This window comes from Lysinibacillus sp. UGB7 (genome assembly GCF_049058285.1).
In the GTDB taxonomy this organism is placed as follows: Bacteria; Bacillota; Bacilli; order Bacillales_A; family Planococcaceae; genus Lysinibacillus; species Lysinibacillus sphaericus_B.
Genome location: NZ_JBMGUV010000013.1, coordinates 41,793 through 63,056, shown reverse-complemented (window position 1 = coordinate 63,056; position 21,264 = coordinate 41,793). Strand labels below are relative to the sequence as shown.

Genomic DNA, 21,264 nt, shown 5'->3' with positions numbered 1-21,264 from the left:
GGGAGATTTTTTTACATCATGCCGATACCAATTGCCCCAATAAAAATGACAAGGAAAAGGACAAGGATGATGATAAATATTATAATAGATGGAATAAAAATGGTGAAGAAAGCCTTCCAATTAGAAAATTGGTGTGCCTCTGCGACAACACCTACAGAGATGACAACGGACCATATAGCCACAACCACTGTCGCGAATGTTGAAAGCCAAAAAATCCAAGGTACCGATCCTGCAAAGTTAGCATCCATTAAAGATTCAGGTGATATAAATAGCCAAATTATAAAAAGTGGAATCAGTACCGTATATGGAATAGCTGTTAAACTTAGCCCTTTAAATAAATCTGAATAACTAGCTGTTCCTTTGAATAATTTACCTACTAACCATGTGATGAAAGCGGAAATAGCTGTACCGATGATTCCTGAAATAGGTGATAAAATAATACAAAATAGTATGATAAGCCAAGGTGAAAAATCTAACATAGAATCCTTATCAATAAGTTCTGTCAGCGTTAAGCCGATATAACCAATGGACATGATGAGAATCGCATACCAAACTGATTTTACATCAATCATGTAGCGAGCTGTTTGCTTTGGATGTATCCATGCATTCAAAAACGGATTGACTTTTTGCCTTTCTTGCGTTGTCTCGTTATAGTTTTCCATTAAACTACCTCCAAAAATAATAGAATAATTGCATCGTGCGTATAGTTAATATACGGCTAGTGCCATGAAAAGTTTCATAAAGAATAAAGAAGAGGACTTAAAGCTCGTTAATCCATCTTTGTCTTCACGACAGCTAACGGAAGACAATAAAAAGAGCCGCACACAAGCGACTCCCTTTAGCTTATTATTCAGCTAGCATAATTTTTTCAAGTTCTAATGGCTCGATGTATTGTTCGCCTTTGTATGCGCGCATATTGCCACCAGAAATTTCATCAATTAATAAAATTTCATTTGTTTTGGCGTCGCGACCAAATTCTAATTTAATATCGTAAAGTGTTAAGCCTTTTTTTGCAAGCTCTGCGCCAACGAATTTTGAAATTTCAATCGTGCGTTGCTTTAAGATGGCATATTCTTCGTGTGTTAACAGGTTTAACATAGCTAAAGCATCTTCAGAAATAGGAGGATCTAGGCGATCGTCATCTTTGATTGTTACTTCTACGAAGGAATCTAATTGTTGTCCTTCTTGTACGTAAGCACCATAGCGGCGTAAGAAAGAACCAACAGCCTTGAAGCGGCAAATTACTTCTAACCCTTTACCGAAAACCGTTGCAGGTTTTACAGTCATTGTTGCATCGTCGAAGTTTGCATCAACGTAGTGAGTAGGGACACCTTGTTCGTTTAGTTTTGAGTAGAAATAAGAAGTTAAGCGAAGACCTGCAAGGCCAGCACCGTCAATTGTTAAACCTACAGTGTTTGCGCCTGGATCGAATACGCCGTTTTCACCAGTTACATCATCTTTGAATTTTAATAAGTAATGACCATCTTCTAGTTTGAACACATTTTTCGTTTTACCTGTATACAATAATTCCACAAAAAACCCTCCAATATTTCATAGTACATTATCATTATAACACGAATGTTTTCAATATTTAATATAAAAAATGTTCGTTTTAAATAAAAATTTCTACGTTATTTTACTTAGAATCTATAAAAAAACAAGGTGATAACGAATAATCGTCATCACCTTATGTGGAATTAAGAAAATTTAAACTCTTTCAATAGAAGTATACTAGTGCAAGAATATTATTAATATACGCCTTCAGCTAGCATACCGTTTGCAACTTTTACGAAGCCAGCGATATTTGCGCCAACAACTAGGTTGCCAGGGTAGCCGTATTTATCGGCAGCTGCTTTACTATCCGCATAAATGTCTTTCATAATTTGGTGTAGTTTCGCATCTACTTCTTCAAATGACCAGAAAATACGGCTTGAATCTTGTGCCATTTCAAGCGCAGAAACAGCAACACCGCCAGCATTTGCTGCTTTAGCAGGGCCGAATAATACGCCAGCATTTAAGAATTCATTAATTGCTTCAAGGTCAGATGGCATGTTTGCACCTTCACCGACAGCTTTTACACCATTTGAGATTAATGTACGAGCAGCGTTAGCGTCAATTTCGTTTTGTGTTGCACAAGGTAATGCGATATCACATGGAATTGTCCAGATACCTGTGCATCCTTCTGTAAATGTAGCATTTGGACGATAGTTTAAGTAGGTTGAGATACGCTCACCTTTTACTTCCTTGATTTCCTTAATTGCATCAAGGTCTAAACCGTCTGGATCGTAAACATAACCTGAAGAATCAGAGCAAGCTACGACCTTTGCACCGTATTGCTGTGCTTTTTCGATTGCGTAAGTTGATACGTTACCTGAACCAGAAACCACAACTGTTTTGCCTTCGAATGAATCGTTGGCATCTTGTAGCATTTCTTTGACAAAGTAAACTGTACCGTAACCAGTAGCCTCTTTACGAGCTAAAGAACCGCCGTAACCAGGTGTTTTACCAGTTAATACACCAGATTCGTTTGCTTTTGTTAGACGTTTGTATTGACCCCATAAATAGCCCACTTCACGAGCACCTACACCAATATCACCAGCAGGAACATCGACATCTGGACCGATATGACGGTATAATTCAGTCATGAATGCTTGGCAGAAGCGCATGATTTCTGAGTTTGATTTTCCTTTTGGATCGAAGTTAGAACCGCCTTTACCACCACCGATTGGTTGGCCAGTTAAAGCATTTTTGAAGATTTGTTCAAAACCTAAAAATTTGATGATTGATTCATTAACGGAAGGATGGAAGCGCAGACCGCCTTTGTATGGACCCATTACGTTGCTATATTGTACACGGTAACCACGATTTACTTGAACTTGGTTGTTATCATCTTGCCATGCTACACGGAATGAGATGATACGGTCTGGCTCAACGATACGAGATAGGATATTTGCTTTAATATATTCAGGGTGTTGTGCAAATACAGGCACTAATGAGATGAAAATCTCCTCAGCTGCTTGTAAGAACTCCGCTTGATGACAATTTTGTTGTTTCAGTTGTTCGAATACGCCATCTACGTATTCTTTCGCTAATTGGTCGTTGCTTACAGATGTTGTTGTCATAGTGAAAACCTCCAAATGTTTGATAGATGTATCGTATATTTATTTTTCGCACTATTCAATAAAATACTTTTTGCAAGGACGCTAAGTTTGTGAAAAAATGAGCAAGTGAGGTGTGGAATTAATTATATTAAAATAATAATAAAAAGATGGATTCATCTAATTGTGAGAAGGGAATGATGCCTTATTGTGAAGTTATTAATTGACGCTGATGCCTGTCCAGTCGTGGATTTAGCGCTATCTATATCATCTGAGTTTGAGATTGAAACTATCTTGTTTTGCGATACATCTCACCGTATTGAACGTGATAATGTAATAACAATTATGGTGCCAAAGGGTCCGGATTCGGTTGATTTCACGCTAGTGAATGCGCTTTCAAGACATGATATAGTCATTACACAGGATTATGGTTTAGCTGCCATGGTTTTGGCGAGGGGTGGCTATCCAATCGACCAAAATGGACGGGAAATGTCAGATGAAAATATCGAACGTTTGCTCGATATGCGCCATGTTGGACAGAAAATTAGGCGTGCAGGTGGACGAACCAAGGGACCTAAAAAACGGACGCAAGAAAACAATATTTCGTTCGAATTGAAATTTCGACAAATTTGTGAACGAGCAATTTTAGCGAAGAAAAAGGAGGCATCAGCAAATGAAAATTGAACGAGAACACGAACTATTTAATCGACATCCGTTATTAAAAGACATCGCTAATAAAGATACTGTCTTTTGGGAAAACACAAAATGGATAAAAATGGCCAAAACGGAGCTCTTTTCGATGAAAGAAGTGGATGATGCGGAAGAAACGCTTACTCGCTTTTCTTCTTATTTAATAGTGGCATTCCCTGAGCTTGCGAAAAGTAGGGGGCTTATTGAATCAACTATTAAAGAGATACCAGCTATGAAAGAAGCGCTTGTAAAACAATACCACCTATCAATCCCTGGTCAATTCCTGTTAAAATGCGATTATGCGTTACCTATATCAGGCTCTATTAAAGCTCGTGGGGGTATTTATGAAGTATTAAAGCATGCGGAGCGTCTAGCCATTGCGAATGGGAAACTAAAAAAAGAGGATGATTATGCTGTGTTAGCAATGGATGAACTAAGGTCGTTGTTCCAACAGTACACGATTGCAGTAGGTTCTACTGGTAATTTAGGGTTAAGTATCGGCATTATGGGCAAAAAACTCGGTTTTAATGTCGTTGTACATATGTCCAGTGACGCAAAAGAGTGGAAAAAAACGTTGCTGCGAGAAAAAGGTGCAACCGTGATTGAATATGAAGCTGATTATAGCGTAGCTGTTGAACAAGGTCGCAAAGAAGCTGCACAAAATCCGCTGTGCCATTTTATAGATGATGAGAACTCTAAAGACTTATTTGCAGGTTACGCAGTCGCGGCCAAACGTCTGAAGGGTCAACTTGAAAAGACGAACATTCTAGTCGATGAAGCCCATCCATTGTTCGTGTATTTACCTTGTGGTGTCGGTGGTGGACCAGGAGGGGTAGCATATGGATTACGGGAAATATACGGGGAACACGTCCACATTTTCTTTGCTGAACCAGTCGCATCTCCTTGTATGACAATTGGATTGATGACTGGTTTACATGATGCCATTAGCGTGGAAGATATCGGTCTTGACAATAACACGGAAGCGGACGGATTAGCGGTTGGCCGTGCTTCGAAATTCGTAGGGAAAGTGATGGAAACGTATATTAGCGGCTGTTATACAGTGAAAGATGAAGAATTGTTTACGTCACTCGGTTTAGCCATGGAAACGGAAGGACTATTTTTAGAGCCTTCTGCACATGCAGGAATGTTCGGACCGATTCAGTTAATGAAAAACGGACAAAGTTATTTGGAAAAGCATAACTTAGCGGACAGAATGGAACAGGCGACACATCTTATTTGGGCAACAGGTGGAAGTATGGTGCCGCTAGAGATGCGTGAGGAATACTTGAATAAGTCTAAATAGAAAACATAAAAAGCCTCCCAAATCTTACTTACCGGAAGTAAGGTTTGGGAGGAGGAATTTAAAGTTTACAACAAGCCAAAAGAATGCATTTTGTAAATTGCTTAAAATGGAATGGATTCTTTTTTGGGCTAAAGGGTGAAATGCTCCTGCTATTTAACAAGACGGAATTGTCAAAGTATAATAGACAAAACGTACCTTTTGGCCATTCATTTCGAACGCTTCCACACTGGTATCTTCTCGTTCAAAACCATTTTTCTCTAAAACTTTTTGAGAGGCTATATTATTAGTAGTTGTTTTCGCTTTAATCTGTTTAATGTCTTGACCAAGTAGTGTTTCTGCTAATAATAATTTCAATGCTTTATTTGCAATACCTTTTCCCGTATGTATTTGGCTCACTCTATAACCTAGATGACCGACCTTTTGATATTTATTTATCTCGACTAAATTAATTCTCCCTAAAATTAAATTATTTTTATCTTTAATTAAAAAGAAATATGATGTACCTAGGGCTTGTTCTTCCAGTAAGGTTTCATGTCTCTTTTTAAAAATCTCTGGATGATAGTAGTCATCTCCTCGAGTCGGTACCATCTCTTCAAAAAAAGTTCTATTTTCAAGTTCAAACATATATAAATTTTCTGCATCATTAACATGTGGTTTTTCGAGAAATACATCCATGTATAAGTTCCTCCATTCGACCATTCTTTTATCTCATCGAACTAACTTGCTTTCGTCATTTCAATAGTATATCGCAAAAAAGTGAATTAGATGAATAATTAGCAATCCTAAATGACACATTACATAGAGGAGGTGGAAGAATATTGACTAGAATAATTGGTGTTGAACAATCGTTATCAAATGTTGAAGATGCATTAAAAGCAAAAGGATACGAAGTTATGCAGCTTCGTAATGAAGAAGATGCAAAAAAATGTGATGCCTGCGTCATCACAGGGCAAGACAAAAATGTTATGGGCATTAGCGATCCTGTAATGGCGGGACCTGTCATTGATGCTAATGGACTTTCTGCTGACGAAGTAACGCAGCGTGTAGACAAATTTTTTAACTAAATACGTTACAGGGTGCTATCTGGGGGGCTTTTTGACTTCTAGGGTAGCACCTTTTGATTTTTTAATATCAGGTAGTGTCCACAAAGATGCCTAAAGACTCAACTATATATTTATTTATGAGATATCGGTTTTTCTGGACGGGTAGGGCAATATTTACATTTAGGGTCATTACATCTTGATTCAGTCCAACGATTACATTTAGGACAAAAATAAGCATCAAAATCTTCATAATAAACTAAATTAAATTTGCATTTACTACAACATTGTTTATGGACAATATGTCCATAAAATTCAAAGCCATCAATGATTACTTTGTCATCATCTTTTACTTCTCCTATTTTCATAAATAACCTCCTCAAAATTATTAATTGAACAACATAGCCTATTTAATCAATTGAAATAACACCATCCGTAAAGCACTGATAATACAAATTATATAATTCCCATCATCTTCTACAACAAAAGAGGTTGTCAACTTATCGGAAACGGGAGCCGAAAAAATTTAATTCCTGTTTTTTCACTAAATTGCTGCTTTCGTGCAATAACTTCAACAAAAAGAGCGTCAATTCTATTTGAATTAACGCCCCCATTTATTTGCTCTTTTTTTTAGTCCTTATTAAACCACAGTTCATCTTTGTCATCAACGTCGCCATTATAGTTAATGAAAATTTCATCTCCTGCTTTTATATCTGTGTAAGCATAGAAATCAAATGTGTGATTATCAAAATTAATCTCATACGTTGCATTCGGCTCATAAGAATGATTAAACAGCATGCCGTAACCAAGAAGGATAGCAGAATGTCTTATCCCATACTCAAAAGCGTAATCAGCAAGGAGGGTTTGCTCAACATATTGATGCTGTTCGTTTGGATATGAAATAACAGGTGCTTCGTGGAAAAGCTCTCCTTTTTTGATATCACTTTTAGCAAATACCCCTCTATTGAATTCTCCATCACTTATTGGAGATGTTTTTACTTCAATCATATTGTTCTCCTACTCACATAAAAAATTTTCTTTCTAAGAATAACATTAATTTGAACATTGAGCTCTTTTTATTCGTTTTTAAACGACTTTATAGTAAATTAAGTATCTTTATTGTCACTGAACAGAAATAACCATCTACTATAGTAGTGTTCACAAGGTTAAATTGGTGGTGTGTGCTAAAGTCTTAGCCATAAAAAATCACCTCGCCTCTAAAAAGACAATAGGGCGTAAGGTGATTTTAATCAAACTAATCATCAAGTGTCTAATTAAAAAATGTATGCTTTACGTCATAAAAAATAAAGCCAACTTCTCTTGCATAGAAATCGGCACCCCGTTTACGAACTATATGTTTAGCGTGACGCTTTTGGTGGTTGGCAGACGTCACATTTACGTTGGTTTTTATTTTTAAATTTTGTAAACGTTTTTTCAAAGTTGCTACCACATGCACATTTGAAAAGTAATTTTTGAGAAAAACCATGATATTCCGTCGTGAGCAACTTGCTTTCCGAATTTTTTTCAACAAATTCTTTAATATTACCAATCGTCCATTTTTTATTCATTCTCTTACACCTCCATATTTTAACGCTAAGCGGAGGCTTTTCTTGGCATCCGATCAATTCAAAATTAATAACCTTAAGCTTCTTATTATAGCATGAGCTGTCACACAATTAAACAGGTGGAAGGTATCTTTTTGAACTAACATGTTCTGTTCGTTCAAAAAATGTGTGACTAATTCGGTGAAACATTTAAAACTGTATGACTTTCTTAAACGAAATAAAGGACTGATTAACACTAAATGACTATGTCGTTAACCAGTCAATTTGTGTTTCAATACGCAGCTAATTCAATGCATTATTATTTATTATTTGCGCTGTGCAGCTAAAAATACTTCATGGGCTGCACGCACGCCTGCACCTGGCTCAAAAGCATAAGAAAAGTCTTGTAACGCGGCTTCCATTAAAGAAACGGCTTGTAAAACATCGCTAGGGAAGCAATAGCCCATGTGTCCAAATCTGAAAATTTGCCCTTGTAAATGACCAAGCCCACCAGCAAAATCTAAATGATAGTGTTGTTTTAGATGCGTCAAGAACTCACCTAGAACAATTCCTTCTGGCGCCAGGATGGCTGTAATTGTTGGGGATGCATAGTCGTCAGCTGTTAACAGTCCGATACCGAGTGCTGTCATTGCACTGCGTACCATATTTTTCATCAGTTCATGACGTGCAATGGTTTTGGCAAAGCCACCTTCTTCTTCAATGAGCTTGCACACCTCATACAGTCCATAAATAAGCGTAACGGCAGGGGTATTTGGCGTCATACCTTTTTCTGCCCAACTACGATAGCTTAATAGATTTAAGTAATAAGAGGGCGTTTTATTTTCTTCAATGACTTGCCATGCTCGATCGCTGACACTAACAAGGGAAAGCCCAGGTGGTAGCATCATAGCTTTTTGTGAGCCAGTAACGAGAATATCCACGCCCCACGCATCCATTTCAGCCGGTGCTCCGCCAATACAGCTAACACCGTCTACAATTAATAGCGCATCACTTTCTTCACGAACAACCTGTGCTAATTGTGCAATGGGATTTAAAATACCCGTTGACGTTTCATTGTAGGTCACAAAAACAGCTTTAATATTTTGTAAAGGCTGTAAAAATGCGCGCAGGTCCTCAGCTGTGCATGCTTGGCCCCATTGTTTTTCAAGCTTATGTACGTTAAAGCCATATTGTTCACAAATCGAAACAAAGTAGTCGCCGAAAGCCCCAACGGTAATGACAACCACATCTTCTCCAACAGAAACGGTATTGACTGCTGCCGCTTCCAATGCTGCTGTACCGCCTGAGGGCAGTAGTAAAATTTCTTGCTTCGTCCCAAAAATCGGTTTAACAAGTTCGATTGTTTCACGGTACAACTCGATGAATTCATTGCTACGATGGCTGAAGATATCCCGATTCATAGCAAGTTGAACTTTTTTTGGAATAGGTGTTGGCCCCGGATGTCTTAAAATGTTTTCATACATAATCATGATCACCTTTTCTTGTGAAATTCTAAATTTTCTAATTATAATATAGCATATTGATAGTTATTTCGAACTCCTTTTTAGAAAAATGGGCAGAGATCCTAACTTTATGCATATGAACGAAGGTTATCCAAATGGGTATGTTCAGATAAGAAAGGGATAACGAAGAACTATCCGGATGATTTTAGATGAATAAGGCTGGTATAGAAAAAATGAAAAAATCCTCTTTCGGTCTTCAAAGACAAAAAGAGGATTTTTGTGTGCAAGTAATTATACTTTGAATGGACGCTTCATGCGCATTAAGCCATAAATCATAAAGAATAAACCACCTGTGATAATCGACAAAATGATGTAAAGTATGGCTTTACCAGATTCGCCTGACCACCGATACATTAAGCGATAACAGTAGTAAATCACATATCCAAGCATAGCAAGCGATGCGAGCATACCAACTAAAGGGACAAATGAAACAATAAATAATCCCGCATAAATCAGTGTATTCTTTTTCGCTGCTGCACGGACAGTAGTATCATCCTCACCATTTGCCGTCAGTAGAAAAAGACTATAAACATTAATAATAGGAATCCATGCAATATAAGCAACATCGCTAAAGCCATTCGTTTTGGATGACATAAAATAGATCAGTGAACTAATAATATAACCAATAATAGCCAATACAAGGCACACCAAAATAGCAATTAACAGGAATCCGCCAAAGACTGCATCATAATCACTATAATAAGGATCATAATAATTCATCAAAAAACCTCCTTTTCATGAAAATGCTTTTTAATAATAACAATAGTAGAATATCAAAGCTATACCAATTTTTAAGTAATTTTTAGTAGAATTCCCAGGTTAGCTCTGAAAAAATTTAGAGAACACTAGAATATCTTATGTACGAATACTTTTGCTGATGAATATTAAATTTGATAAAAAATACAATTTTGTTAGAAAATATTGGTATAATCAAAGTGGAGAAACATCAACACAGGATAATATGCCAGCATATAAAAAAGTAGTACAATTTCGATTTCAAAAGGGATTATTACGGATGGCTATTAAGTGCTTGCCCTTGGATTAGAAATTTTAGTGGAACTATTGCAATTACCGGGGGGGATGAGGGTTTGATGTTAATCGTGTTTTTATTATTATGCATGACGGCAACGCTAGCCTTTTATTGTAAACAAAGGGCTTATCGTAAAAGTATTTATTATGAACGGACACATCATAATTTGATGACGGTTATGTTCAATAAAGGTAGGTATGGTGAGTATTTAACATCGCGAATCATCGAAAAGCATGCACTGAAAAGTCATCAGCAGTTAGTCAATGTCTATGTACCAAAAAGAAAGTCTCAGGACATGACGGAGCTCGATTTACTTTATATAGATCGAACGGGACTTTATGTGATTGAATCGAAAAACTACAGTGGTTGGATTTTTGGCAACGAAGCACATCAGCAATGGACACAAACGATGCCCAATAAGAAAAAATTTAAGTTTTATAATCCGATTCGCCAAAATGCTACACATATCAGAGCTGTTCAAGATTCCTTAGCATTACCAAGTGAAGTGATTCATTCTGTGATCGTTTTTAGTGAACGTTGCGAGCTGAAAAAAATTGAGGTGACTTCGCACAATGTCCACGTCATAAAGCGCAAAGATTTGCCGCACTTTATCGAAACGCGTAAACAATCTGGCAAGCAATATTTTACGCAAGCTGATATCGATGCTATCTACAAGAAGCTCTTGCCTCAAATGCACGTATCGCAAGAAGTAAAAAACCGACACATCCAAACGATTCAGCAGAAATATGGGAAATGAAGGAGTCATGATAGTAATCTACTTTAAAGATATTGCTATACTACTACCATATGAGTATTAATGTTTAAAAAGGAGTACAGTAAATGCCTGTCTAAAATAAATTAGTGCGGGATTTGATTCCTCAAGTAATTGAAGCAACCGGTAAAACATGTGTGACCAGAGTGTTAGAACCAAGCGAACTTTTAAATGAAATTTAAGCGAAATGCAAGAGGAGGCACTGGAATTTCAAGAGGCCACTTCTCCAAAAGACGCAATAGAAGAACTCGCTGATATTTTGGAGCTAGTACATACGGTTTTAGATGTTTACGGAGTGACATATGAACAAATAGAACAAATTCGTGTGCAGAAGAAGGAGCAACGCGGCGGATTTTCAGAAGGTATATATTTAATTGAGGTGGAGGAGTGATGAAAATACATCAGCGCATGCATTTATAAGAAGCGGAAATGATTGTTATAGAGACTATGCAATTCAACCGAAAGAATCAAGTCAGAATAAAAAAAGACTGAGTGCTGTAACACCCAGTCAATGTAGCTGACATACCGCTTGAAATGCGGTTGGCCAGTAATAAGAATGTTTAGCTCAAAGAGTAATTACCCTGCTTACATGCCGTTAGCGGAGGGTGGTTACTTCTTTTTATTGGCAAAATAGAGCAATCATCGCTATGACAGCAATTGTAGCTGTTGTGAGGAACAAAAAAGACTGTAAACATTAAGTGTTTTCTAGACCAGAGATGCTACTAATGGATAGATAACATTAAAATCAATAGCAGCTTCCAATTTGCGTACTAAATGATCTTCAGGCACCATTTGGTCAATTGCCAGCATTTTTAAATTTATGTCTTTCATTATTTATATCATCACCTCAATCATTTATAGACGTACACTAGTTGATTGGAGCGCAGGCGGCGACTTCTGCAAAGAATAGCATGAGCGAAAAGCGTCCGCCGTACAACGGGTTCATATAGATACTTTTATGTTTAAAAAAAGTCTGTAAAAACTCATTTTTTTGGTCAGAGCAGTCTTGCGGTTGGTGCAATTAAAAAGAGCAAAGCTTTTTTTTATATTGATTTCATTGCTGAATGAATATAGGATATAATTTTATAGTCCTATCATTTACAGATAAAGTAGGATTTAAAATTAATAGAAAGTTTTATTGGAGGTTTAATATGAATTACAGAATTATTAAAAAACAAGTATTTGAACAGGCACAGGTACGATCGGTTTCAGACGTTCCATTTACTGAAGAAGAACTTGAAGTGGGGATGAAGATAGTTGTCTCTAAGGCGGATGAGACCCTTGCTTTATATTTAGTGGATGTAGACGGTCAAAAGAAATTCGAAGTGCGTTGGGATGATTCGTCCGAAATTTTCAACGGCTGGTATTCTGCTTGGGATAATTTCTGCTGGTGCCTAAATATCGTTAATAATTAAAAATGATTAATTTTCTAATATCAACTAAAACAAACATTTATTTTGTTTTTAGTTGATATTATTTGTTTACAACAAAATTTTAGCATTCTGTAATACCAGCGTCTTACGAATTGTAATAGTATGCACTTAGTATCGAGTGTACGTAGACGGTCTTCAAGTGCTTTTTTATGATAATGCCAGGTTGCTTGTCATTGAAAATCCCTAGTTTGTGTGGTTTATAGCCAGTGGTCATATTTCGCTGGAGCAACAAAACGCCCCCTAAGCTGTATATTAGGTCGTACTAATATACAGTAGGGGGCAGGTGAAAACGAATTCCAAAATTTATATAGTTGTTTCCAAGTAAGGTTAAATGTTAATTATATTACAAATAGTGTTAAGCGCAGCTACAGCAGCACAAGTGCTTTTTGGAGTCACTGTTCATGTAAAGTAATTCCCTTCGATTTTATCTTAATCTGTCCGTTCCAAGACCAATTTGTCCAAATTCGAAGTATCGTTTCAAATGGTCCTCGATTAAATTTCTTTAAATAAGCAAGGCTGAACATACATTGCAAACTGTAAAGAACTATCCCAAATAGAATTTCGCCAAAAACGCCTAATTTCCCATGTAATGCTAAACCATATTCATTAAGCTATTATTCTTTAATGATATATTCGATTGTAAAGGTTAACCAACCTTCTCTATAATCAGCCTTAATTGTTCCACCATGGAGCTCTATAATTCTTTTAGAGATGGCAAGTCCAATACCAGACCCTCCATCTTCCTTTCTCGCCTTATCCCCTCGTCAAGGGTGGTTTGCTCACTCCCATTTTGAAAGTGGCGTGGTGCCATTGACAGTATTGGAAGCATTGATGGTTTATGTAGACTTTAATTATGAGCAGTAGTTAATGTTCTCAAGGTTAGCTTACTGCTCATTTTTTTATGGTTAAATACTATATATATGAATGTAATTTGTATAATTCATTGATAATCTTCTTTTAATAGCCCAATTTTTTATGTAAAGCAAATATTTTTTGAATATTCAATTGACTTTCTGCTACAATACGAAATATAATTTGGTTGGTCAACCAAACAATAAGGAGAGATAAAATGAGTGCTAATGATAAACGTCAACGATTAATTGATGCGGCGTATAAAGTGTTTAGTAGGAAGGGATTCAATAATGCCTCTATAAAGGACATTGCTCACGAAGCTGACATTACTCCTGGACTAGTTCATTATTATTTTAAGAATAAGGAAGAATTGTTATTCTCCGTGCAGAGTGCTATTCAAAAACGATATCATATTCAATATGATGGCAAAAAAGAGTCGGAAATGAATCCATTGGATGTTTTGTTTGAAATTAAATCAAGAGTAGAAAAAGATCCTGATTGGTATCGTTGGAGATATGAGCTTTATTCTTTAGGATTAAAAAATGATCCATATAAACAAGAAGTAGCAAACATTTTACAAAACGGGAGAGAGAGTCTTTCTAATCCCTTGAAGAACCTAAATGTTGAAGCCAAAGAAACTGATGCCCTTGCCAGTATTTTATTGGCTTGCTTCGATGGACTAGCCCTCCAAAAAATGTTCGATGACGAATTTGACCTTGATCAAACGTATACATTGTTAATTGACTTATTAGAGATCTATTTGAAAAAAGAAGCAATTAAAGATTAATAGAACGTAGATTGTTCATATGAGGAGAAAAACAATGAAAAAAGCAATCATTTTTATAGGGAGCTTACTACTCCTCCTAACCCCTTTCTCTGTTTCTGCTAAAACGGAAGATACTAAACAGAAAATAACAAAGTTTATGGAAGAGTCCTTAGTTATGTATAATATTCCCGGCACATCATTGGCGATATTAGAAAACGGGGAAACGATTTATCACAATCAATGGGGTATTTTAAGTGATGGGTCAAATGTCACAGCAGACACACCGTTTCTTATCGGTTCTTTAAGCAAACCAATTACATCTCTGGCAATTATGATGTTAGTGGAAGAGGACAAAATAAAGCTGGATGAACCAATACAGTCCTATATTCCATCGTTTACCTATAAAACAGACAGTTCCAAACCAATTACAGTTTTGCATCTATTAGAACAAACAAGTGGTATTAGTGAGCTTGAAGGTCTTAAAGTGACGGACAAGGATAGGCCGAAAGAGGGGGCAATCAATCAAGCTATAAAAGAACTAAGTGGTGTAGTGTTATCTCACGTGCCTGGAGAGGTTTATGAATATAACTCTGCTAACTATTTACTCTTAGGGGCAATTATTGAAAATGTTTCAAATCAAACCTTTTCAGATTTTTTGAATACGAATATTTTTACCCCGCTTGGTATGGAAAATACCGCTGCTGATTATGAAAGTGCGGTAGAAAAAGGGTATGTATCTGGTTTTGAGTCATGGTTTGGTAAGCCAGTTGTTAGTGATGGATTCTATGATCATGCGGGAGCACCTTACGGCTATATCGCTTCAAGTTCAAATGATTTAGCGAAATTTTTAACATTTATGTTAGATGGCGGAGACTTAATATCAGAAGAAAACCTGGAGTTATTAAAAACTCCTCCAGAAGAAGGTAAAACATATGGTTTCGGTTGGCATTTTTCTAAAACAGAACATTTCCCTTTCCACGGTGGGGCAACATCTGATTTTAGAGCGCAAATGTTTTTTATACCTGAAGAGAATATTGCAGCAGTGCTTTTAACCAATAAATATAATTTTATAGAAGATGCTCAAGTGTCTCATATAATGAATGGAATTCGTTCTATCCTGAACGGAAAAGAACCAGATGAATTGCCTGTTCAGAGCTATAGTATCCAATGGAGTCTACTGGTGGCTACATTCCTCTTAGCTATTTTAACGATATTCCATTTCTTCAGTCTTAGAAGAAAGAAGGTTCTAAACAAAAAAATAACGTTCTCGGTTGGAATTATCTCACTCCTCCTAGCTGTTGGATTAATCCCACTATTTGTTTATGTTATAGGTACCCCATGGAAAAGTGTTAGTTTTTTCGCACCGGACATAGCATTATTAAGCTATTGTTTGGTAGTAATATTTGCTCTTAATGGAATTATGACATTAATTATAACTATTATTAAAAAGAAATTTATCTACTAAGCAAATCCTTGGGCTACTACAAATAATAAAATATTCAATTATAGGGCGCTTTATTGAGCAAGGATCACAAAAGTTATCAAACTTTTTATCCCGTAATAATGGTCAGTAAGACGCCCACCTCAAGCGGAAAGATGAGAATGAGTCAACTAGGTGGTCGATCAACTGACCGTAAAAGCCCGATTGGTTCAACTAACAATCAGTGGGGGATGAAGAAAAACTCCACTGATTGAAGTTTCACTTTATCAAAGGATGATTCAATTGCAAATAGAAAAAGTTTGTTTTGATCAAACTTTTTTTAAAACACGCTTTTCTATTTGTTCTTTTATTAAGGTTTATTAAGTTAATCGAATCAATCTTTATACCAAGGCATTTGAGTTTTCTTATGAAAAAATGCTGGAGTACATGAAGAAACTAGTCCCGGATTTCAGGACTAGTCTTTTCAGTAATTTATTTATTCTTTATTTGTTGTGATTACACTTGGTTTCGTCGCACTATTTGAAGCATTAGGAACAAGAGCGGCATTTTGTTCTTTGCCTTTATTTGTTGAGATGACATGTGGTTCCGTCGTACTATTTGATGCACCCGCAACAAGAGCCGCATTTTGTTCTTTGCCTTTATTTGTTGAGATGACATGTGGTTCCGTCGTACTATTTGATGCACCCGTAACAAGAGCTGCATTTTGTTCTTTGCCTACATTTGTTGTGATGACACGTGGTTCTGTCGTACTATTTGATGCATTAGTAACAATAGCTGCATTTTGTTCCTTGCCTTCTTTCAGCGTTGGTGGCTCTTGGCCAGTTGCTGCAAAGACGGTCATTCCTCCAATGACTAATGTACATGCTAATGCTGTTCCTAAAACCGACTTTTTCTTTAAGGTCATAATGGACACTATCCTTTCTTCAATCCCATTTTTACTAAAATGATTACAAAGCGGCGCAACCGTATAGGTTTCATCTGCCATATTGATGAGAGATCGTGCATATGCAGACTTTGCCTTATCTCCAAACTGCCTAATAACCCTTTCGTCGCAGGACAATTCAATGTCCCTGTTTACTAAAAAATACATAAGCCACACTAATGGATTAAACCAATGTAAAGCTACCATAATCGTTAAAATGACTTTCCACAAAACGTCAAAGCGTTTAATATGAATTAATTCATGCGTGAGAATAAACTGAATACTTGCAGCGTCTTCCCAATTTGTTGATTTTGGCAATAAGATGACTGGTTTAAAGATTCCATATGTTAAAGGGGTTGTAATTCTATCTGATACTGCAATTTGAATCGTTCTTTTTAACTGATGTTCGTTTAGCCATTGATTGAGATACTCATTATTCCTCACTGGGATGGCTGTTTGAAATTCTTTATAAAATCTAACATAGGCCACTACAAAGAATAGCAAAACCCCGATACCGCCACATGCCCAAAGGTACAGAATGAAATCGCTTGTCATCACAAGCAAAAGCTGATGATAGAACGTGTTTGATGTTTGTGCAATTTCGATTGTATTGTGCATACTTTCCGAATTATTTGAGTGAGTGAGCGTAACAAATAAGTTTTTCAGCATAGGCTGTATGCTCAACTTTGAATAAAAAGAGTAGGGGATGAGTAGTTTACATGCAACGATTCCCCAAAGAATTAAAAATGTTTGCTTGGGCACTTTATTTCTTACTAATATCCTCATCAATAGCACAATGATGAGGAGGAGAGATGCGTCTACACTCATGTTGAGAATACTCATATCATAATTCCTCACTCAAGATCTTTAACAATTTGCTTTAATTTATCGATCTCACTCGCGGACATTTTCTTTTTGTCTAGTAAGGATGCGAATAGTAAAGATTTAGAACCATTAAATACTTTATCAATCAATTCCGTCGTTTCTTGTTCTTGTATCTGTTCTTTTTTGATGATTGGATGACAGATAAAGTTAGGTTCAATTCTTTCAATGGCCTCTTTTTTTATACATTTTTTTATGACTGTATAGGTGGTATTTTTATTCCAACCTATTCGTTCGTTTAGTATTTGTGAGAGCTGTTTAGCTGTCAAATCGCCTTCTTCCCATAAAATATTCATGACTTGTAATTCCGAATCAAACAATTTAACTTGCATACGCGCATGCTCCTTTTCTTAAGTGGACTATTGCAATAGTTTGCCACAAACTAATACTACTGCGATAGTCTGTGGTTGTCAAGACTATTGAGATAGTCTGTTGTAGAAAACCCGTTTTAAGGGCATAATTATATCGATAAATGAACCTTTCGATACTGTGTCTAACCCATTTAACATGTATTAAAAGCTTAGTAAAGTCTTCATCGATGATGGCTCTGTTAATGTGCCTCGGCTTCAATTTACAGTTGACATCAAACTGAATTTTAAGTGCAGGTTCTAAAGCAAATCTGTACATGTATTTAATAATACAACCCTAATTAATTTTGATTGCGCTGGCGTTCGCAGCGTTGATTGGGTCTATTCTTTCATTTAACCATAAAAAATAACCCATCCTTGAGTTAACGGCTCAGATGGGTTAGCTAACCTATAAGTAGCCAGTCCCTTTGAGGGAACTTGCTATTATATTTAGCTGATGGATGTACCCCCATCAATCAGTCTTTTAATTTATTCAATTCTTCAATTTATTATACTTTTTGAGGTCTTTTTACAAGATGATTGATGGCTTTAAACTTTAGATTCTTTCATTCAAAAGGTCACACGTTCCATTACTTAAATTTAAAGGTTTCAAAGTTGATGTCGGCGTCGCGGTTGTTGGATTTGAATTGCTTTGAGAAGCGTTTTACCATTTTTACAGGGCCACACATAAAGATGCTGGTATGAGCAGGCACGTTATAATTTTCAAAAGAAAGCCTGTCCATTTGCGTTGTGTCAATAAAGTTCACTTTGAAATGTGGATTATCCTTCGCAAAGTCTTGTAAAAAATCTGTGTGGATGGCGTCGTCCTGTCCGTGATAGCTGTAAAACAATTCAATATCTTGATTCACTGGCGTAGATTTTAAATACGATAAAAAGGGGGTAATGCCGACTCCACCTGCTATCCAAAGTTGATGTTTGTTGCCAGCTTCGAAGTTTAGATGACCATAGGGGCCTTCAATGGAGACGGATGTATTTAGCTGAATCAGTGCATTCACTTTTTTCGTGAAATCGCCAAGTGCCTTAATCGTGACATTTATTTTTTGCCCATCTCCAGCCGTTATGGAGAAGGGGTGAGGTGCTTCCTCTAAATCCTCTTGAAATATTTTCAAAAAGATAAATTGTCCATCACGATAAGCGAGTTTTTTATCGAGTGTCAATTCTATTTCAACGGCGTTTGCAGTAATTTTTTGGATGCCTGTAATTTTACCTGTGTGCTGAAAACACATGTCCTGATACATAGTGAGCATGTAAAGGGCAGACATGAATCCGATGGTTGCAGTGAGTGCTGTGAAAATACCTAAAGGTGTCGGCTGTAATAAATCATAGCGACTCGAAAAATAGGCATGATAGAGACCGAATGCATAAGGGATGAGTAATAACCGGTGGATGATGCGCCAGTGCTCATATTTTAGAAATTTGGCAAATAGGGCAATCACAATAAGTGCGATAAAGCCATTTTGTGCAAGTTCTCCAAAATTTTTAGCCAATTCGGTGAGTGAATTTTTTGTCACTTTATCCCAGTCAGGCACCATATTTTGCAATTGCCCATGTAAAATCACAAGCCCTAATGATAGAATAGCCAGATATTTATGATAAACATAGACATGCTCTAAGCCGTGGAACCAGCGTTCGATGCATTTCATTCTTGTAGACAATAAAAATACTAGAAAGAATCCTGTAATGGCCAAACCTGCAATCATATGACTGAGCTTATTTAGTTCATGAATTGTCTCTATCGGCTTCGCAAAATACCACAGGAAAGTACTACCACACATGATGATGATGATAAATAAAATTCCTTTATAAGATTTCATAATAACCTCCAGTACTCATTTTTATCGTTTGCCCTACTAGATATACAATAAATACCGGAATTGTTGGTGATTTTTACAGATGACGGTTCAATTTTTTTAGTATTTTTTTGCGTTCTGCTTCAAAATCAATAGGAAGTGCATGTTCACTTTCCTCATGAGCGTGTGCATTCTGACGCTTTTGGAACCAATGTGGAATGATTTCGGTGCGCTGTTGTTTAAGCCCAGCTTGCCGTTTTGTTTGAGTCGATTGCTTATAAATCTCCACATCTCCCACAGTTTTTAGCTGTTTATGCTGCCAATCCTTTAACACCGATTCGACATAGCTCCATTTCGGCACTTGATAGTTGATGGCTGTTTTCATGGCAAATATCACTAAGTCCTCATTCAAATGATTTTTCCAAAAAGCTATTTTTTGAGCAATATAGGGGTTTAAACGACCAAAGCCATTGTCAATATGAAACTGTTCAGCGGTTGGCACAGCTTTCTTGTCATGCTGTGAATCGAATGAGGTAGTCTCTGTTGTGTTTTCTGTGTAATCTTTTGGTATTGCTGACGTCAAATTGCTGGCACCGTTCTCGTCGTTTTGCTGGCATGGAAGTTCGGAAGATGCACTTGTGGGTTCAGTCATTTTGCTAACTTGCATGTCATCATGTTGCGTACATTGATCCGTACACAGGTCTGCAATCGCTTCTTGATTTAATCGATACCATTTGGTGCGATCCATTTTCAAGCGATTGTAATGCCCAACCACTATCAACTGCTGTTCCTCCAGTTTTCGGATAGTACGTTCAAGTGTACTTTTTGACCAAAATGGAAATTCCTTATGCCAATCCTCTAACGTTTTATAAATCCACTTATGTCCGTCCCGATAGTTCTTAGCAATGCGCAACCAATAATACATTTGCTGTAAAACGAGAGCTTGATTGAGTCCAATTTTTACAGCGAGTGTAGGCAATACTTGCAGCGGGGATTCGTTTATTAGTAAGTTCATTATCGTCACGTCTCCTTCAAGTCGGTTTGTGAGATGAGAAATGCTATACAAAGCATTTTTCATGTCATTCAATATATATCGTTGTAGGACTGAAAGAGGGACAGAAAATAGAAAAAATATTGAAATAAGCGTGAATACGAGTGTATGTTCGGAATGTGTGTTCTCTTTTTGTGCGAAGTGTGTTAAATTAGGAAAGTAGATTTTTATCATACATAAGGAGAGGAAATCATTATGCAAGGGAATACACATATCGTTGGGGGCATTACAGCAAGCCTTGCCTTTGCACAAATTTCCAATGATAACCCATTCGTCTTAGTAGGGGCGGGCATTGTCGGTGCATTACTTCCGGATATTTGCCATGGCGGTAGTAAAATAGGGCGGACGTTTCCCATCATCTCGAAAATCGTCAATAAGCTATTTGGACATCGTACCTTCACACATAGTTTACTGTTCTTATTTCTAGTCGTGACACTATTGCACGCATTTATGCCCTTTGAAGCCATTACGGCGGGTATCATAGTCGGAATGGTTAGTCATATACTGCTCGATATGGGCACGAAACAAGGCGTCAAGTTATTTTTCCCCATAAAAATTTCGGTGCGTTTTCCACTCACAACGAAAACGGGAGGGAAAGTGGAAAAGGTCGTGTTAGCACTGTTATCAGGACTCTCACTATATTTTGGCTATGAACTCATTAGTCAATTCGTTCGTGTTATCTGAAAAGTAAATAACCCCTGCGTGAACTGTGCGCAGGGGTATTAAATTGTGTGAAAATTGTGTGCGTGCCAGGCACCA

General features: G+C 36.9%; 22 protein-coding genes and 3 pseudogenes. 9 read left to right on the top strand and 16 right to left on the bottom strand.

From position 1 onward, the window contains the following. Positions 1 to 11 precede the first annotated feature (11 nt). From ACOMCU_RS13490 to gdhA, 3 genes are all read right to left on the bottom strand, one after another. Positions 12 to 662 (bottom strand): Yip1 family protein, encoded by a 651-nt coding sequence (locus tag ACOMCU_RS13490; protein ID WP_010858976.1) that lies wholly within the window; start codon positions 660 to 662, stop codon positions 12 to 14. 184 nt (positions 663 to 846) lie between these two features. Next, the gene (locus ACOMCU_RS13485) at positions 847 to 1,533 is read right to left on the bottom strand and encodes a phosphoribosylaminoimidazolesuccinocarboxamide synthase (RefSeq protein ID WP_010858977.1); all 687 of its coding nucleotides are present in this window, start codon (positions 1,531 to 1,533) and stop codon (positions 847 to 849) included. A 215-nt stretch (positions 1,534 to 1,748) separates the two neighbouring features. Next, entirely contained in the window at positions 1,749 to 3,122 is a 1,374-nt protein-coding gene (gdhA, locus tag ACOMCU_RS13480) for an NADP-specific glutamate dehydrogenase (RefSeq protein WP_421050482.1), read from the bottom strand. 186 nt (positions 3,123 to 3,308) lie between these two features. Between gdhA and ACOMCU_RS13475 the strand changes: the two genes are divergently transcribed. Together ACOMCU_RS13475 and ACOMCU_RS13470 are read left to right on the top strand one after the other, a co-directional pair. Then, positions 3,309 to 3,782: a YaiI/YqxD family protein gene (locus tag ACOMCU_RS13475; RefSeq protein WP_421050481.1), complete on the top strand. Its 474-nt coding sequence runs from the start codon at positions 3,309 to 3,311 to the stop codon at positions 3,780 to 3,782. Beyond that, complete coding sequence (locus tag ACOMCU_RS13470) at positions 3,772 to 5,091, top strand: D-serine ammonia-lyase (RefSeq protein ID WP_421050480.1); 1,320 nt, start codon at positions 3,772 to 3,774, stop codon at positions 5,089 to 5,091. Before ACOMCU_RS13475 ends, ACOMCU_RS13470 begins: the two co-directional genes overlap by 11 nt. 153 nt (positions 5,092 to 5,244) lie before the next feature. Here ACOMCU_RS13470 and ACOMCU_RS13465 read toward each other — a convergent pair whose 3' ends face one another. Continuing rightward, positions 5,245 to 5,766: a GNAT family N-acetyltransferase gene (locus ACOMCU_RS13465; RefSeq protein WP_421050479.1), complete on the bottom strand. Its 522-nt coding sequence runs from the start codon at positions 5,764 to 5,766 to the stop codon at positions 5,245 to 5,247. A gap of 143 nt (positions 5,767 to 5,909) precedes the next feature. Between ACOMCU_RS13465 and ACOMCU_RS13460 the strand changes: the two genes are divergently transcribed. Further along, positions 5,910 to 6,155, top strand: a complete 246-nt coding sequence (locus tag ACOMCU_RS13460) for a YkuS family protein (RefSeq protein ID WP_010858982.1) — start codon at positions 5,910 to 5,912, stop codon at positions 6,153 to 6,155. A 110-nt stretch (positions 6,156 to 6,265) separates the two neighbouring features. Here ACOMCU_RS13460 and ACOMCU_RS13455 read toward each other — a convergent pair whose 3' ends face one another. The 5 genes from ACOMCU_RS13455 to ACOMCU_RS13435 form a co-directional block, all read right to left on the bottom strand. Next, complete coding sequence (locus ACOMCU_RS13455; RefSeq protein ID WP_421050478.1) at positions 6,266 to 6,499, bottom strand: hypothetical protein; 234 nt, start codon at positions 6,497 to 6,499, stop codon at positions 6,266 to 6,268. Between the two features lie 262 nt (positions 6,500 to 6,761). Further along, positions 6,762 to 7,139 (bottom strand): SET domain-containing protein, encoded by a 378-nt coding sequence (locus tag ACOMCU_RS13450; protein ID WP_010858984.1) that lies wholly within the window; start codon positions 7,137 to 7,139, stop codon positions 6,762 to 6,764. A gap of 350 nt (positions 7,140 to 7,489) precedes the next feature. Further along, positions 7,490 to 7,699: a hypothetical protein gene (locus ACOMCU_RS13445; protein WP_010858985.1), complete on the bottom strand. Its 210-nt coding sequence runs from the start codon at positions 7,697 to 7,699 to the stop codon at positions 7,490 to 7,492. Positions 7,700 to 8,001: 302 nt separating this feature from the next. Beyond that, positions 8,002 to 9,159, bottom strand: a complete 1,158-nt coding sequence (locus tag ACOMCU_RS13440; RefSeq protein ID WP_421050477.1) for a pyridoxal-phosphate-dependent aminotransferase family protein — start codon at positions 9,157 to 9,159, stop codon at positions 8,002 to 8,004. Positions 9,160 to 9,429: 270 nt separating this feature from the next. After that, on the bottom strand, positions 9,430 to 9,918 hold the full coding sequence (locus tag ACOMCU_RS13435) for a hypothetical protein (RefSeq protein ID WP_010858987.1): 489 nt from the start codon (positions 9,916 to 9,918) through the stop codon (positions 9,430 to 9,432). A gap of 371 nt (positions 9,919 to 10,289) precedes the next feature. Between ACOMCU_RS13435 and ACOMCU_RS13430 the strand changes: the two genes are divergently transcribed. Together ACOMCU_RS13430 and ACOMCU_RS13425 are read left to right on the top strand one after the other, a co-directional pair. Beyond that, positions 10,290 to 10,985, top strand: a complete 696-nt coding sequence (locus ACOMCU_RS13430; protein ID WP_421050517.1) for a nuclease-related domain-containing protein — start codon at positions 10,290 to 10,292, stop codon at positions 10,983 to 10,985. A gap of 116 nt (positions 10,986 to 11,101) precedes the next feature. Continuing rightward, positions 11,102 to 11,391: pseudogene (locus ACOMCU_RS13425) on the top strand (phosphoribosyl-ATP pyrophosphohydrolase). A gap of 314 nt (positions 11,392 to 11,705) precedes the next feature. Here ACOMCU_RS13425 and ACOMCU_RS13420 read toward each other — a convergent pair. Further along, entirely contained in the window at positions 11,706 to 11,831 is a 126-nt protein-coding gene (locus ACOMCU_RS13420; RefSeq protein WP_010858990.1) for a hypothetical protein, read from the bottom strand. A gap of 320 nt (positions 11,832 to 12,151) precedes the next feature. Between ACOMCU_RS13420 and ACOMCU_RS13415 the strand changes: the two genes are divergently transcribed. Further along, positions 12,152 to 12,415, top strand: coding sequence for a hypothetical protein (locus ACOMCU_RS13415; RefSeq protein ID WP_010858991.1), 264 nt, complete (start codon positions 12,152 to 12,154; stop codon positions 12,413 to 12,415). A gap of 410 nt (positions 12,416 to 12,825) precedes the next feature. On the opposite strand, the pseudogene ACOMCU_RS13410 reads toward ACOMCU_RS13415, so the two are convergent. Beyond that, positions 12,826 to 13,026: pseudogene (locus ACOMCU_RS13410) on the bottom strand (DUF418 domain-containing protein); the annotation flags it as partial. 21 nt (positions 13,027 to 13,047) lie between these two features. Further along, positions 13,048 to 13,197 (bottom strand): annotated as a pseudogene (locus tag ACOMCU_RS13405) (ATP-binding protein); the annotation flags it as partial. 305 nt (positions 13,198 to 13,502) lie between these two features. Between ACOMCU_RS13405 and ACOMCU_RS13400 the strand changes: the two are divergent. Together ACOMCU_RS13400 and ACOMCU_RS13395 are read left to right on the top strand one after the other, a co-directional pair. Next, positions 13,503 to 14,072 (top strand): TetR/AcrR family transcriptional regulator, encoded by a 570-nt coding sequence (locus ACOMCU_RS13400; RefSeq protein WP_010858992.1) that lies wholly within the window; start codon positions 13,503 to 13,505, stop codon positions 14,070 to 14,072. 34 nt (positions 14,073 to 14,106) lie between these two features. Next, positions 14,107 to 15,516, top strand: a complete 1,410-nt coding sequence (locus ACOMCU_RS13395; protein ID WP_421050476.1) for a serine hydrolase domain-containing protein — start codon at positions 14,107 to 14,109, stop codon at positions 15,514 to 15,516. Positions 15,517 to 15,967: 451 nt separating this feature from the next. On the opposite strand, the gene ACOMCU_RS13390 is transcribed toward ACOMCU_RS13395, so the two are convergent. From ACOMCU_RS13390 to ACOMCU_RS13375, 4 genes are all read right to left on the bottom strand, one after another. After that, positions 15,968 to 17,242, bottom strand: a complete 1,275-nt coding sequence (locus ACOMCU_RS13390; RefSeq protein WP_421050516.1) for a M56 family metallopeptidase — start codon at positions 17,240 to 17,242, stop codon at positions 15,968 to 15,970. 26 nt (positions 17,243 to 17,268) lie between these two features. After that, on the bottom strand, positions 17,269 to 17,628 hold the full coding sequence (locus ACOMCU_RS13385; protein WP_010858995.1) for a BlaI/MecI/CopY family transcriptional regulator: 360 nt from the start codon (positions 17,626 to 17,628) through the stop codon (positions 17,269 to 17,271). Positions 17,629 to 18,233: 605 nt separating this feature from the next. Next, positions 18,234 to 19,478, bottom strand: coding sequence for a ferric reductase-like transmembrane domain-containing protein (locus ACOMCU_RS13380; protein ID WP_421050475.1), 1,245 nt, complete (start codon positions 19,476 to 19,478; stop codon positions 18,234 to 18,236). Positions 19,479 to 19,551: 73 nt separating this feature from the next. Further along, complete coding sequence (locus ACOMCU_RS13375) at positions 19,552 to 20,469, bottom strand: DnaD domain protein (RefSeq protein ID WP_421050474.1); 918 nt, start codon at positions 20,467 to 20,469, stop codon at positions 19,552 to 19,554. A gap of 231 nt (positions 20,470 to 20,700) precedes the next feature. On the opposite strand from ACOMCU_RS13375, the gene ACOMCU_RS13370 reads away from it, so the two are divergent. Further along, complete coding sequence (locus ACOMCU_RS13370; RefSeq protein WP_010859000.1) at positions 20,701 to 21,189, top strand: metal-dependent hydrolase; 489 nt, start codon at positions 20,701 to 20,703, stop codon at positions 21,187 to 21,189. Positions 21,190 to 21,264 lie beyond the last annotated feature (75 nt).